Source organism: Pseudomonas sp. 31-12, from assembly GCF_003151075.1.
Taxonomy (GTDB): Bacteria; Pseudomonadota; Gammaproteobacteria; order Pseudomonadales; family Pseudomonadaceae; genus Aquipseudomonas.
Window position 1 is genome coordinate 5,514,449 of the sequence record NZ_CP029482.1, and the last position, 12,868, is coordinate 5,527,316.

Genomic DNA, 12,868 nt, shown 5'->3' on the forward strand with positions numbered 1-12,868 from the left:
GACTCAGAGTAATGTGCCCCACTGTCTCACCTGATTTTCTCCAAGGAAGTGGAAATATGCTGCGTCGCCGCATGCTGATCATGTTGGGTATCGTTCTGCTGATCGTGCTGGTCCTGGCCGGTTACAAAGCCTTCTCCATCTACACGATGATCCAAGGCTTCTCCGCGCCGAAACCGCCGATCAGTGTCGCCGCGACCACTGCCACCGAACGCCCGTGGCAAGCACGCCTGCCAAGTGTCGGCACCCTCAAGGCGCTGCAAGGCGTGGACCTGAGCCTGGAGACCGACGGCACCGTCATCGATTTGCAGTTCGAATCTGGCCAGAAGGTCAAGGCCGGCCAACCACTCCTGCGACTCGACAGCGCCGTGGAAAGTGCCTTGCTGGAAACGGCTCAGGCCGACCTCGGGCTGGCCCAACTCGATTACGGTCGCGGTAGCCAACTGGTCGGCAGCCAGGCCATTTCCAAAGGCGAATTCGACCGATTGTCGGCGGTGCAGAAAAAGAGCAAGGCCACGGTCAATCAACTCAAGGCTGCGCTCGGCAAAAAAAGCATCGTCGCGCCCTTCAGCGGAACGATCGGCATTCGTCAGGTGGACATTGGTGACTATGTCGCCACCGGCACCATGATCGCCACCCTGCAAGATCTCAGCAGCCTGTATGTCGACTTCTTCGTGCCCGAACAGTCGATACCGAAGATCGGCATCGGCCAGTCGGTGCAAATCATTGTCTCGGCCTACCCGACAGAGACCTTCCCCGGCACCATCAGCGCAATCAACCCGAAAGTCGAAAACAGCACCCGCAACGTGCAGGTCCGCGCGACCCTGGCCAACCCCGACGGCAAACTGCTGCCGGGCATGTTCGCCAGCCTGCAGGTGATGCTGCCCGACCCGCAACCGCGCATCGTCGTGCCGGAAAGCGCGATCACGTACACGCTGTACGGCAACTCGCTCTACGTCGTCGCGCAGAAAAAAGCCGAAGACGGCAGCGTCGAAAAAGACGACAAGGGCCAGCCGATCCTGATCGCTGAACGGCGTTTCATCGAAACCGGCGAGCGCCGCGACGGGTTGGTGATGATTACCAAAGGCGTGCAGAACGGCGAAAAAGTGGTCACGGCCGGTCAGATCAAACTGGACAACGGCGCACACATTGCCATCAGCGACGACAAGACCCTGACCGATAAGAACAGTCAGCCACGTACTGACTGATCAAGGAATCCTCATGGCTTTTACTGACCCGTTCATCCGCCGCCCGGTGCTCGCCACCGTGGTCAGCCTGTTGATTGTGCTGCTGGGCTTCCAGGCCTGGAGCAAGCTGCCGCTGCGCCAATACCCGCAAATGGAAAACGCCCTGATCACGGTGACCACGGCCTACCCCGGGGCCAACGCCGAAACCATCCAGGGCTACATCACCCAACCGATGCAGCAAAGCCTGGCCAGCGCCGAGGGCATCGACTACATGACCTCGGTCAGTCGCCAGAACTTCTCGGTGATCTCGATCTACGCGCGCATCGGCTCCAACAGCGACCGCTTGTTCACCGAGCTGCTGGCCAAGGCCAACGAGGTGAAAAACCAGCTGCCGCAGGACGCCGAAGACCCGGTTCTGAGCAAGGAAGCCGCCGACGCCTCGGCACTCATGTACATCAGTTTCTTCAGCAAGGAACTGAGCAACCCGCAAATCACCGACTACCTGTCGCGGGTCATCCAGCCAAAACTGGCGACCCTGCCGGGCATGGCCGAAGCCGAGATTCTCGGCAACCAGGTGTTCGCCATGCGCCTGTGGCTGGACCCGGTGAAGCTGGCCGGTTTCGGCCTGAGCGCCAGCGACGTGACCAACGCGGTGCGCCAGTACAACTTCCTCTCCGCCGCCGGTGAAGTGAAAGGCGAGTACGTCGTCACCAGCATCAACGCCAACACCGAGCTCAAATCCGCTGAAGCATTCGCCGCGATTCCGCTCAAGGTCGAAGGTGACAGTCGCGTGTTGCTCAGCGATGTGGCGCGGGTCGAGATGGGTGCGGAAAACTACGACTCGATCAGTTCGTTCGGTGGCACTCCTTCGGTGTACATCGGCATCAAGGCCACGCCGGGCGCCAACCCGCTGGACGTGATCAAGGAAGTGCGCAAGATCATGCCGGAGCTGGAAGCCCAGCTGCCACCGAATCTCAAGGGTGAAATCGCCTACGACGCCACGCTGTTCATCCAGGCCTCGATCGATGAAGTGGTGAAAACCCTCTTCGAAGCGGTGCTGATCGTGATCGTGGTGGTGTTCCTGTTTCTCGGGGCCCTGCGTTCAGTGGTGATCCCGGTGGTGACCATTCCGCTGTCGATGATCGGCGTGATGTTCTTCATGCAGATGATGGGCTACTCGATCAACCTGTTGACCTTGCTGGCGATGGTGCTGGCGATCGGTCTGGTGGTGGACGATGCCATTGTGGTGGTGGAGAACATTCACCGGCACATCGAGGAAGGCAAGACGCCGCTGGACGCAGCCATCGAGGGCGCCCGGGAGATCGCGATGCCGGTGGTCTCGATGACCATCACCCTGGCAGCGGTCTATGCGCCGATCGGTTTCCTGACCGGGCTCACGGGAGCGCTGTTCAAGGAGTTCGCCCTGACGCTGGCCGGGGCGGTGGTGATCTCTGGCGTGGTCGCGCTGACCCTGTCGCCGATGATGTGCGCCCTGCTCCTGCGCCACGATGAAAACCCCAGCGGCCTGGCCCATCGCCTCGACTTGATTTTCGAAGGCCTCAAGCGCCGATACCAAAGCATGCTCCACGGCACCCTGAACACACGGCCGGTGGTGCTGGTGTTCGCGGTCATCGTGCTGTGCCTGATTCCGGTGCTGCTCAAGTTCACCAAGTCGGAACTGGCCCCCGACGAGGATCAGGGCATCATTTTCATGCTGGCCAACGCCCCGCAACCGGCCAACCTCGATTACCTGAACACTTACACCGACGAATTCATCACCATCTTCAAGGAGTTTCCCGAGTACTACTCTTCGTTCCAGATCAATGGATTCAACGGCGTGCAGTCGGGGATTGGTGGTTTCCTGCTCAAACCGTGGAACGAACGCGATCGTACGCAAATGGCAATCCTGCCCGAGGTCCAGCGCAAACTGGAGAGCATTTCCGGGCTACAGATTTTCGGTTTCAACCTGCCCTCCCTGCCCGGTACGGGCGAAGGGCTGCCGTTTCAGTTCGTCATCAACACGGCCAACGATTACGAAGCGCTGCTGCAAGTGATGGACCGGGTGAAAAAACGCGCAATGGAGTCCGGCAAGTTCGCCTTCGTGGACGTAGACCTGGCCTTCGACAAGCCCGAAGTCGTCGTGGATATCGATCGCGCCAAGGCTGCGCAGATGGGCGTGTCCATGCAGGACCTCGGCGGAACTCTGGCCACGTTGCTGGGGCAAGCGGAGATCAACCGTTTCACCATTGAAGGTCGCAGCTACAAAGTCATCGCTCAGGTCGAACGACCTTTCCGGGACAACCCGGACTGGTTGAACAACTACTACGTGAAGAACACCCAAGGCGAACTGCTGGCCCTGTCGACCCTGATCACCGTCACCGACCGCGCCCGTCCACGGCAGTTGAACCAGTTCCAGCAACTCAACTCGGCGATCCTGTCGGGGGTGCCGCTGGTGAGCATGGGTGAAGCCATCGACACCGTGCGCCAGATCACGCAGGAAGAGGCGCCGGCCGGATTTGCCATGGATTACGCCGGCGCATCGCGCCAATACGTGCAGGAAGGCAGCGCGCTGTGGGTGACCTTCGCCCTGGCGCTGGCGATCATCTTCCTGGTGCTGGCGGCCCAGTTCGAAAGCTTCCGCGATCCGTTGGTGATCCTGGTGACCGTGCCGCTATCGATCTGCGGCGCCTTGATTCCGCTGTTCCTGGGCTGGTCGAGCATGAACATTTATACCCAGGTGGGCCTGGTGACCTTGATCGGGCTGATCAGCAAGCACGGCATTCTGATCGTCGAGTTTGCCAACCAACTGCGCAAGGAGAAAGGCCTGACACCTCGTGAGGCTGTGGAGGAAGCGGCGGCTATTCGATTGCGCCCGGTGTTGATGACCACGGCGGCGATGGTATTCGGCATGGTGCCGTTGATCATCGCCACAGGCGCGGGCGCGGTCAGCCGGTTCGATATCGGCATGGTGATCGCAACGGGGATGTCGATCGGCACGTTGTTCACGCTGTTCGTGTTGCCATGCATCTACACCCTGCTGGCCAAACCCGACGCCAAAGAACACCCATAAACCCTGTGGGAGCCAGCCTGCTGGCTCCCACACTGGTCTGGTGCAAGGCTTTAAGTTCGGGCACAAAAAAAGGCCTCGCATTTGGCGAGGCCTTTTATTTTGGCTTCAATCTGTTCAACTCTGCGGCCTCATTCCTTGAGAAAGTCCGAACATGAACAGCAATAAATCATGATCGGGTCGGGATGCCTCGGATGCCTTCGCTACCCGAGGCAACGGACAGTGAGCATCAGCACTCACTGAACTGAGGACTTGCGTGCGGGGCTGCTCCCACGCCGCCACCGCCAATGAAGCAACTGCCAAGGCTCCTATCAGAAACACACCTCGTGCAATTTCTAGTTTCATTGCTATAAACCTTTGATAGCGCTGCCAAACGCCGTCTCATAAAAATAGACGAGTTTGCGCCAGTCTGCCGTGCTGAACGACGAGTGGCGGCGCAGCTGCTTCATGTCATGAGCAGCCGCGCGATAGGCAGTCAAACGCTGTCGGCATTTCTCCAGATCGATCAAGGCAATCTCGACCTTGGCCGAGTCATCTTCACCCGTGACCCGCACAAAAACGTGCTTGATGTAGATGCAGCTGTGCTGCCATCGACCCTTGTGCATGCGGGCCAGATTGTCGGCCAGATCCTTCAGGACGCGATCATGAACCACTTCGCCGTGGCGCTCGCGACCACCGCCGGCGTACCAGTGTTCGATTTCCTCGAAGCCATCCAGCGCCTTGGTCACCAGCAAGGCGCGCCATTTGTGCACAGGGTCGCGCTGTGCGCCGCAGAAAACGATTTCCGGAACGCGCACGTCGAGCGCGCGAAGGCCAATGAGCGCATCGCGCTCGCGCAACACGGTCGGGCGACCGAACGGGTGCAGCCAGCTGCGATAGATATGCCCGGTCTGCCGCTTGGCGTAGAGCAGCTGTCCATCACTGCCCATGACACGCTGCACGCCACTTTCTCCGCCGCGACGGACGTTGGGTTCTTCTACCCACTCACCGCGCTGATTCCAGAAATAGTCGAAGCGGTCCTGAGAAGCGACGTCCGTTTCTGCTGCACATTGCACTGCCATCCTGTTACCTCTTGCGTAATACGTAAACTCGCCACATGGCATAGAGCGGTAAAAAGTCCAGTTGTTCCTGAATACGGAACCCTGCCTGTTCGAACTCCTTTTCTACCGTGGCCGCCGGTAACACAAATCGGTTTTGGTAACCTTCCTGCCCACGCCGTTTCTCTGAGCGCTTGCGTTTCCAGGCCTTGAAATTGCCGTCCACCCACAACGAAAGGATCACGCTGTCACGCGTGACTCGTTCAAATTCGCGCAGGATGGCCAGTCGATGCTCGGATTCACCGATGTGATGGAGCAAACGCATGCAGAAAATGCTGTCGACGGCATTGTCAGGCAAGGCAATGTCGAACGCGGAAGTGTGCAAGGGTTGTACCCGTTTCACCACGTCGGCCGGTTGCGCCTGGGTGGCAATCTTCAACATCGACTCGGAGTTGTCGGCCCCGATGATCGCGCGATTGGCTTTTTCCGCCAGCAAGGGCCAGAAACGCCCCGCCCCACAGGGTAAATCGAGGACCAGCCCGGGCTCGCCGACCAGCGCCAGCGCCTTTCGCGCCAACTGCTCGTCACGCCAGTGGGATAGCTTACGACCGAGGCCATCCTGGTGCTTCTGCAAATACCTTTGAGCGTGTTGATCGTCGTACTTTTCGGAAAAATCGAGTTTGATCGGGCCGTCCATCATTAAGGTCTCCTGAACTTCTGATGACACCTACCATAGGTAGCGTAGTGTCAGTGTCAGGTCATGCCTTTGTGAAAAAATTGTTATGTAAACGCGCAATCATTTCAAGGTTTTTCAGGATGCTCGGAGCCGCGATTCTTGAGCGTCGCTATTGGTGGCCCAACTCCACCTGAAAACGACAGCCATTAGGTTCCATATTGGTCAGGCTGACGTTCCAGCCCTGGTTCTCGCAGATCCGCTGTACCAGCGACAGGCCAAGCCCCAGGCCCTCGCCGCGCTTTTCGCTGCCACGCACAAAAGGCTCGAACATGGCCTCGCGTTTTTCCTCGGGAATACCTACGCCACTGTCCTCGACCATGAACCCCGTGGCCGTGAGGGTCAGGCGAATGAATCCCTGTTCGGTGTAATGCAGTGCGTTACGCAACAGGTTGCCCATGACGGCGTGCAAGAGGGTGGCGTTGTAGCAGGTGGCGAGCGGATTGCCCGGTTCGAAGATCAGCGTCAGCCCCTTGGCTTCAATCGGTTCGCGCCATTGGTTGAGCAGGCCGTCGGCAACCTGCCCCAGCGTCTGCTGCGGCGCCATGCTGGCGTCTTCGCGCTGGGCCCGGGCCAGCATCAGGAACGTTTGCACCAACTCACGCATCTCTGCGCAGGCGCGGGCAATCCGCTCGACCTGGGCACGGCCACGCTGGTCGATACCGGGGTTTTCCAACAGCAGCTCACAGGAACTGGCCAACACCATCAACGGCGTGCGCAGTTCGTGGCTGACGTCGCTGGTAAACAATCGCTCGCGGGTCAGCGCCTGGCGCAAACGCCCAAGGGTGGCGTCGAAAGCAACAGCCAGCTCGCCCACTTCGTCGGCGGCATAATCCGGCGCCAAGGGAGGGGCCAGCCCCAGCAGTTGATCGCGGTGACGCACCTGGCGGGCAAGGCGCACCACCGGCGCCATCACTTTTCGCGCCAACACCCAGCCGAGAAAGACCGCCAGCGCCAGGCTCAGCACGAAGCCCACCAGCACCACGGCAAACAGCACCCGCTCACGCTCTTCGAAATCGCTCTGGTCCTGAAGCAAGACGTAACGCCGGCCATCGACGATTTCGACCATCGCGTGATACGACAGCTGTTCGCGAAAGACCTCGTGGAAACCGGAATCCAGATGCCGCAAATCCTTGGGCAGCTCGAAGTCCCCCGGTCCACCGCTGAAATAGAACAGCTGGTCCGGCTCGGGACGATGGCTCCAGTCCGAGACGCTGTCCATCAGCAGCAGCCGTTGCAAATCGCCGCCCAGCCCGGCCGAAATCAGCTTTTCTTCCACCAGGTGCACGGTCGCCACAATGCCCATGGCGAAGGCGCCCGCCACCAGCGCACTCATCAACGCAAAGGCAATGATGATCCGTTGAGCAAGGCTCTGCTTAAACTCCATCACGGCCCTCGGCCAAGCGATAACCCACACCGTGCACGGTTTGCAGCAACGGCTTGGCGAACGGCTTGTCGATCACTTGGCGCAGTTGATGGACGTGGCTGCGCAGGCTGTCGCTGTCTGGGCAGTCATCGCCCCACAGGGCTTCTTCGAGAATTTCGCGGCGCAGTACATGCGGGCTTTTCTGCATCAGCACAGCCAGCAACTTCAGGCCGACCGGGTTGAGCTTCAGCAGGCGACCTTCGCGGGTCACCTCCAGGGTGTCGAGGTCGTAGCTCAGATCGCCGACCTGCAAGGCTCGTCGACCGCCACCCTGGGCACGCCGCATGACCGCTTCGATACGCGCCGCCAGTTCAGACAGGGCGAACGGTTTGATCAGGTAGTCATCGGCACCGGATTTGAAGCCTTGCAACCGGTCGTCAAGCTGATCGCGCGCGGTGAGCATGATCACCGGCGTGTCGCGACGGGCGTCTTCGCGCAGGCGTTTGCACAAGGTATAGCCGTCGATGCCGGGCAACATGATGTCGAGCACGATCAAGTCATAGTGCTCGGTGGCCGCCAAGTGCAGGCCCGACAAACCGTCCTGCGCGCAATCCACGGTGTAGCCTTTGAGCCCCAGGTAATCGGCCAGATTGGCCAGGATATCGCGGTTGTCTTCAACCAATAGAATTCGCATGGGCACCTCCTCCGTACACAGTAACGGCCGTCATGGCCCGCGCAGCTTAAGGCCAAGTGTGGCTCAGGGCTAGGATTGCGTGCAGTTGCCAATCCAATAGAAATGCAGAGAACCGCTTAACAAGTTTTTCACTATCGATTCACACACCGACGACAGTGCGGGGCTCAGACTCCGCGCGGATGCGCTTTTCAGAACCCTTCACCAACCAAGGAAATGCCATGGCTTCGACCGCTGCCCGCCCCGCTTCCAGGCCCCTCAACTTTTGGGTATGCCTGGGGGTGCCCGCTATCACGGCGATCATTTTGGTGCTGCTTGAACTGACGTCCCTGGACATGGACCTGGCCAAACTGTTCTACGACCCGGTTGCCGGGGAGTTCATCGGGCGCCACAGTTACTTCCTTGAGAACATTCTGCATGACCGCGCCAAGCAGGTGGTCATCGCGTTTTCGGTGTTTGCGATTGTCGGCTTTATTGGCTCGTTTTTTATCGCCAGGCTCAAGCCGTTCAAACGCGAACTGGGCTGCCTGGTGTTGTCGCTGGCGCTGGCGACCTCATTCGTGACGCCGGTCAAAGCGGTGACGGCTGTGCAGTGCCCTTGGAGCCTGGAGCAATTCGGCGGCCATGAAACCTACAGCGAACTGCTCAGCCCGCGTCCGCAAACCGACAAGCCTGGACGTTGCTGGCCCGGAGGCCATGCGGCGACCGGGTTTACGTTGTTTGCGCTGTTTTTTGTCCTGCGTGACCGTCGTCCGCGGCTGGCGCGCCAGGCGTTTGTGTTTGCGTTTGCACTGGGGGCGGTGTTTTCGGTGAGCCGGATGATGCAGGGGGCGCACTTCTTTTCGCATAACGTGTGGACGGCGGTTTTTTGCTGGCTGATTTGTTTGGGGTCTTACTACTACATCCTGTATCGACCGGCGGGCAAGGCTGAGCGAGTGGCCAAAGCACAACAAGCTACAGCCTGAAACACAGATCCAAATGTGGGAGCGGGCTTGCTCGCGAAGGCGATGTGTCAGACAACATTGATGTCGACTGACACTCCCTCTTCGCGAGCAAGCCCGCTCCCACATTTGATCGCGGTGAACCTGCGAGCAATAAAAAACCCCGCCGGCTCATCGCCGGCGGGGTTTTTATGTACGGGGTAAGGCTGGCTTACATCATGCCGCCCATGCCGCCCATACCGCCCATGTCTGGCATGCCGCCGCCAGCTGGGCCGTCTTCCTTGATCTCGGCGATCATGGCTTCGGTGGTGATCATCAGGCTGGCAATCGACGACGCCGCTTGCAGAGCCGAACGGGTCACTTTAGCCGGGTCCAGGATGCCCATTTCGATCATGTCGCCGTATTCACCGGTGGCAGCGTTGTAACCGTAGTTACCCGAACCCTGCTTGACCTTGTCGACAACTACGCTTGGCTCGTCACCGGAGTTGGCAACGATCTGGCGCAGTGGCGCTTCAACAGCGCGACGCAGCAACTGGATGCCAACGTTCTGGTCATCGTTGTCGCCTTTCAGCTCGGAGATAGCCTGCAGAGCGCGAACCAGTGCCACGCCGCCGCCAGGTACCACGCCTTCTTCAACGGCTGCACGGGTAGCGTGCAGGGCGTCTTCAACGCGGGCTTTCTTCTCTTTCATTTCAACTTCGGAACCGGCGCCAACCTTGATCACTGCAACGCCGCCGGACAGCTTGGCCAGACGCTCTTGCAGTTTTTCACGGTCGTAGTCGGACGAAGTGTCAGCCACTTGCTGACGGATTTGCAGAACGCGAGCCTGGATATCAGCTTCAACGCCGGCGCCGTCGATCACGGTGGTGTTTTCTTTGGACAGGATCACGCGCTTGGCATTACCCAGGTGTTCCAGGGTAGTGCTTTCCAGGCTCAGACCGATCTCTTCGGAGATAACGGTACCGCCAGTCAGGACAGCGATGTCCTGCAGCATGGCCTTGCGACGGTCGCCGAAGCCTGGAGCCTTGACGGCTGCGACTTTAACGATGCCACGCATGTTGTTCACAACCAGAGTCGCCAGGGCTTCGCCTTCAACGTCTTCGGCCACGATCAGCAGTGGACGGCCGGCTTTGGCAACGGCTTCCAGTACTGGCAGCATTTCGCGGATGTTCGAGATCTTTTTGTCGACCAGCAGGATCAGCGGACCGTCGAGCTCGGCAGTCATGGTCTCTGGCTTGTTGACGAAGTACGGGGACAGGTAGCCACGGTCGAACTGCATGCCTTCAACAACCGACAGTTCGTTTTCCAGGCCCGAGCCTTCTTCAACGGTGATCACGCCTTCTTTACCGACTTTTTCCATGGCTTCGGCAATGATGTCGCCGATGGAGCTGTCGGAGTTGGCCGAGATAGTGCCGACCTGAGCGATGGCCTTGGTGTCAGCGCAAGGCTTGGACAGGGCTTTCAGCTCTTTGACGATAGCGATGGTCGCTTTGTCGATGCCGCGCTTCAGGTCCATCGGGTTCATGCCGGCAGCGACGGCTTTCAGGCCTTCGTTGACGATCGATTGAGCCAGAACGGTAGCGGTGGTGGTGCCGTCGCCTGCGTCATCGTTGGCACGGGAGGCAACGTCTTTGACCAGCTGCGCGCCCATGTTTTCGAAACGATCTTTCAGCTCGATTTCTTTGGCAACGGACACGCCGTCCTTGGTGATGGTCGGAGCGCCGAAGCTCTTCTCGATGATCACGTTACGGCCTTTAGGGCCCAGGGTCGCTTTTACTGCGTCAGCCAGGACGTTGACACCGGCGAGCATTTTCTTGCGGGCGGAATCGCCGAATTTAACTTCTTTAGCAGCCATGATCGATATTCCTTAAATACTTTGTAGTAGCGGGAAAATGAGCGGGGAATCAGCCTTCGACAACAGCGAGGATTTCGCTCTCGCCGATGACCAGCAGGTCTTCGCCGTCAACTTTCACAGTGTTGCTGCCGGAGTAAGGGCCGAACACAACCTTGTCACCCACTTTCACGGACAGCGCACGCACTTCACCGTTTTCCAGGACTTTGCCCGGGCCTACAGCGAGGACTTCGCCCTGGTTTGGCTTTTCAGCAGCCGAACCTGGCAGGACGATACCGCCAGCGGTTTTCTTTTCTTCTTCGCTGCGACGGACGACGACGCGGTCATGCAGAGGACGAAGCTTCATTGTCGATCTCTCCTAATTGTGGTTTTCATCGGCCGGTGTATTCCCGGCGGGTTTAACAAATCCGGCGGTGCCGGGTGCGGTTCGTCAAGCGAACCGCGGAAGTCTGTCTGGCGTGATCGCCAGAAACCTTGCGGTGACCGTTACATAAGGGCGCATAAGCTTATTACAAGGGCGGGGATCGAAATTTTTTGCATCAATGCCCCGAAAACGAACACGGCACCCGAAGGTGCCGTGCAGCTGAAACGCTTTACTTGGAATCGCGGTGTTCGAACTCGCCTTCGATCACGTTGGGCTCGCGACCCAGCGGCTGCTGGGGAGCAGGACCGCCACGTGGTTGAAGATCGTCGGCGAACGCACGCTGACGGATCGCGGCCTCTTCGGCGCGCTGGCGCATTTTATTGGCCAGCAGTCGACGGGAGATCGGCAGCAGCATGATCAGACCCAACACGTCCGTGACGAAGCCGGGCAGGATCAACAGACCGCCCGCCAGGGCCAGCATCAAGCCTTCGAGCATGGTCTGGGCTGGCAACTCGCCGCGGTTCAGGCTTTCACGAGCACGCAACGCGGTGGCCAGACCGGCGATACGCAGCACGAACACGCCGAGCATCGAGCCGAGAATGATCAGCAGCAAGGCCGGGAAAAACCCGATAGCCCCGCTGACCTTGACGAATACGAACAGCTCCAACACCGGAAACAGTACAAAGAGCAATAAAAAAGGGCGCATCAAATGGTTCCTCAACGCAAGAATGCCTTGCCAGTCTTCCCTAGATGACGTCGCCGTTTCGTGAATTCAAGCGTCGGCCACTTCATTTTTCGGCCAATGCTCGGCGTGAGCCAGGAAAACCAAGGCTTCGCGCACTTGTGTCGGCGTATTACAAGTTGCCTGGAACGGCAGCCAGTACAGGGCCTGACCAATTCGCAGGTGCATACCTTCGCTGTCGATGCCGGCCAGTTGCGCCGGTTCCGTTTTCGGCAGCCCCGCCAAATCGACGTAATGGGCGATGGCTTTGGCGTGATCGGCATTCATGTGCTCGACCATGCTCAGTTCGGCTTTGCCGGCGAACGGGTTGGCCAAGGTCAGATGATCAACCCAGTGAATCGCGCCGAAACCGCCGATGTAACGGTGACGCACAGGCTTGAGCACCCAGAAATCGAAATCGTGGGCCTTGTGGTAGCTCTGTGAATCCGGGAAATAGCGGTAGTAACGCTCGGCCGCCGCTTCGATCGCGACCTCGTCTTCGAGTTTTTCTGCTTCAGCCAGGTAAGTCAGGCGACCAACGGCTTGCACGTCGTCAGCCTCACGCTCGCCCACAAACAGCGAGCATTTCGGATCTTTCTGTAGGTTATGAGTGTGCTGGGCGATGCGACTGATAAGGATCAGTGGCCGTCCTTGCTCGTCCAGGCAGTAAGGAACGACGGAGCCAAACGGGAAGCCGGGCATCGACTTGGAGTGCGTCGACAGCACTCCGCGGTATTCCTTGAGAAGCAATTCTCGGGCATTCTTGGCCGCTTCAACGCTCAATTTATGACTCCTTATATAGAATCCGTCGAAAAAACGGACAGGCGCCTGGGGATAAGTTCCAGTACGTCATCGGGGCAGTTCTCATGTGCAACCAGGCCACATCAGGTGCAGATCGAGAGGCCCTCTAGG

General features: G+C 59.1%; 12 protein-coding genes. 3 read left to right on the top strand and 9 right to left on the bottom strand.

Going from position 1 to position 12,868, the window contains the following annotated elements; genetic code table 11:
* The first annotated feature begins 56 nt into the window (after positions 1 to 56).
* Positions 57 to 1,205 carry an efflux RND transporter periplasmic adaptor subunit gene (locus tag DJ564_RS25995; RefSeq protein WP_109634409.1) on the top strand — a complete coding sequence of 383 codons (1,149 nt, stop codon included), beginning with the start codon at positions 57 to 59 and terminating at the stop codon, positions 1,203 to 1,205.
* Positions 1,206 to 1,218: 13 nt separating this feature from the next.
* Positions 1,219 to 4,254, top strand: coding sequence for a multidrug efflux RND transporter permease subunit (locus DJ564_RS26000; RefSeq protein WP_109634411.1), 3,036 nt, complete (start codon positions 1,219 to 1,221; stop codon positions 4,252 to 4,254).
* 114 nt (positions 4,255 to 4,368) lie between these two features.
* Here DJ564_RS26000 and DJ564_RS26005 read toward each other — a convergent pair whose 3' ends face one another.
* The 5 genes from DJ564_RS26005 to colR all read right to left on the bottom strand — a co-directional run bounded on the left by DJ564_RS26005 (position 4,369) and on the right by colR (position 8,081).
* Positions 4,369 to 4,596 carry a hypothetical protein gene (locus DJ564_RS26005; protein WP_109634413.1) on the bottom strand — a complete coding sequence of 76 codons (228 nt, stop codon included), beginning with the start codon at positions 4,594 to 4,596 and terminating at the stop codon, positions 4,369 to 4,371.
* A 2-nt stretch (positions 4,597 to 4,598) separates the two neighbouring features.
* Positions 4,599 to 5,312 (bottom strand): lipopolysaccharide kinase InaA family protein, encoded by a 714-nt coding sequence (locus DJ564_RS26010; RefSeq protein WP_109634415.1) that lies wholly within the window; start codon positions 5,310 to 5,312, stop codon positions 4,599 to 4,601.
* Between the two features lie 4 nt (positions 5,313 to 5,316).
* Positions 5,317 to 5,985 (bottom strand): class I SAM-dependent methyltransferase, encoded by a 669-nt coding sequence (locus DJ564_RS26015; RefSeq protein WP_109636200.1) that lies wholly within the window; start codon positions 5,983 to 5,985, stop codon positions 5,317 to 5,319.
* Positions 5,986 to 6,133: 148 nt separating this feature from the next.
* Positions 6,134 to 7,408: a HAMP domain-containing sensor histidine kinase gene (locus tag DJ564_RS26020; protein WP_109634416.1), complete on the bottom strand. Its 1,275-nt coding sequence runs from the start codon at positions 7,406 to 7,408 to the stop codon at positions 6,134 to 6,136.
* The gene (colR, locus tag DJ564_RS26025) at positions 7,398 to 8,081 is read right to left on the bottom strand and encodes a two-component system response regulator ColR (protein WP_054045155.1); all 684 of its coding nucleotides are present in this window, start codon (positions 8,079 to 8,081) and stop codon (positions 7,398 to 7,400) included. The genes DJ564_RS26020 and colR overlap by 11 nt, the downstream gene beginning before the upstream one ends.
* Before the next feature lie 218 nt (positions 8,082 to 8,299).
* On the opposite strand from colR, the gene DJ564_RS26030 reads away from it, so the two are divergent.
* On the top strand, positions 8,300 to 9,043 hold the full coding sequence (locus DJ564_RS26030; protein WP_109634418.1) for a phosphatase PAP2 family protein: 744 nt from the start codon (positions 8,300 to 8,302) through the stop codon (positions 9,041 to 9,043).
* A 187-nt stretch (positions 9,044 to 9,230) separates the two neighbouring features.
* Here the strand turns inward: DJ564_RS26030 and groL are convergent, their stop codons facing one another.
* From groL to DJ564_RS26050, 4 genes are all read right to left on the bottom strand, one after another.
* Positions 9,231 to 10,874 (bottom strand): chaperonin GroEL, encoded by a 1,644-nt coding sequence (groL, locus tag DJ564_RS26035; RefSeq protein ID WP_008155543.1) that lies wholly within the window; start codon positions 10,872 to 10,874, stop codon positions 9,231 to 9,233.
* Between the two features lie 49 nt (positions 10,875 to 10,923).
* Positions 10,924 to 11,217, bottom strand: coding sequence for a co-chaperone GroES (locus tag DJ564_RS26040; RefSeq protein ID WP_017340553.1), 294 nt, complete (start codon positions 11,215 to 11,217; stop codon positions 10,924 to 10,926).
* Between the two features lie 247 nt (positions 11,218 to 11,464).
* Positions 11,465 to 11,941: an FxsA family protein gene (locus DJ564_RS26045; RefSeq protein WP_010457646.1), complete on the bottom strand. Its 477-nt coding sequence runs from the start codon at positions 11,939 to 11,941 to the stop codon at positions 11,465 to 11,467.
* 66 nt (positions 11,942 to 12,007) lie between these two features.
* On the bottom strand, positions 12,008 to 12,739 hold the full coding sequence (locus DJ564_RS26050; protein ID WP_109634420.1) for a HugZ family protein: 732 nt from the start codon (positions 12,737 to 12,739) through the stop codon (positions 12,008 to 12,010).
* Between the last annotated feature and the right edge of the window lie 129 nt (positions 12,740 to 12,868).

Coding starts and splice junctions, on each gene's coding strand:
- DJ564_RS26030 (WP_109634418.1), top strand. CDS start 8,300: ATGGCTTCGACCGCTGCCCGCCCCGCTTCCAGGCCCCTCAACTTTTGG.
- colR (WP_054045155.1), bottom strand. CDS start 8,081: ATGCGAATTCTATTGGTTGAAGACAACCGCGATATCCTGGCCAATCTG.
- DJ564_RS26020 (WP_109634416.1), bottom strand. CDS start 7,408: ATGGAGTTTAAGCAGAGCCTTGCTCAACGGATCATCATTGCCTTTGCG.
- DJ564_RS26040 (WP_017340553.1), bottom strand. CDS start 11,217: ATGAAGCTTCGTCCTCTGCATGACCGCGTCGTCGTCCGTCGCAGCGAA.
- DJ564_RS26005 (WP_109634413.1), bottom strand. CDS start 4,596: ATGAAACTAGAAATTGCACGAGGTGTGTTTCTGATAGGAGCCTTGGCA.
- DJ564_RS26000 (WP_109634411.1), top strand. CDS start 1,219: ATGGCTTTTACTGACCCGTTCATCCGCCGCCCGGTGCTCGCCACCGTG.
- DJ564_RS26010 (WP_109634415.1), bottom strand. CDS start 5,312: ATGGCAGTGCAATGTGCAGCAGAAACGGACGTCGCTTCTCAGGACCGC.
- groL (WP_008155543.1), bottom strand. CDS start 10,874: ATGGCTGCTAAAGAAGTTAAATTCGGCGATTCCGCCCGCAAGAAAATG.
- DJ564_RS26045 (WP_010457646.1), bottom strand. CDS start 11,941: ATGCGCCCTTTTTTATTGCTCTTTGTACTGTTTCCGGTGTTGGAGCTG.
- DJ564_RS26015 (WP_109636200.1), bottom strand. CDS start 5,985: ATGGACGGCCCGATCAAACTCGATTTTTCCGAAAAGTACGACGATCAA.
- DJ564_RS25995 (WP_109634409.1), top strand. CDS start 57: ATGCTGCGTCGCCGCATGCTGATCATGTTGGGTATCGTTCTGCTGATC.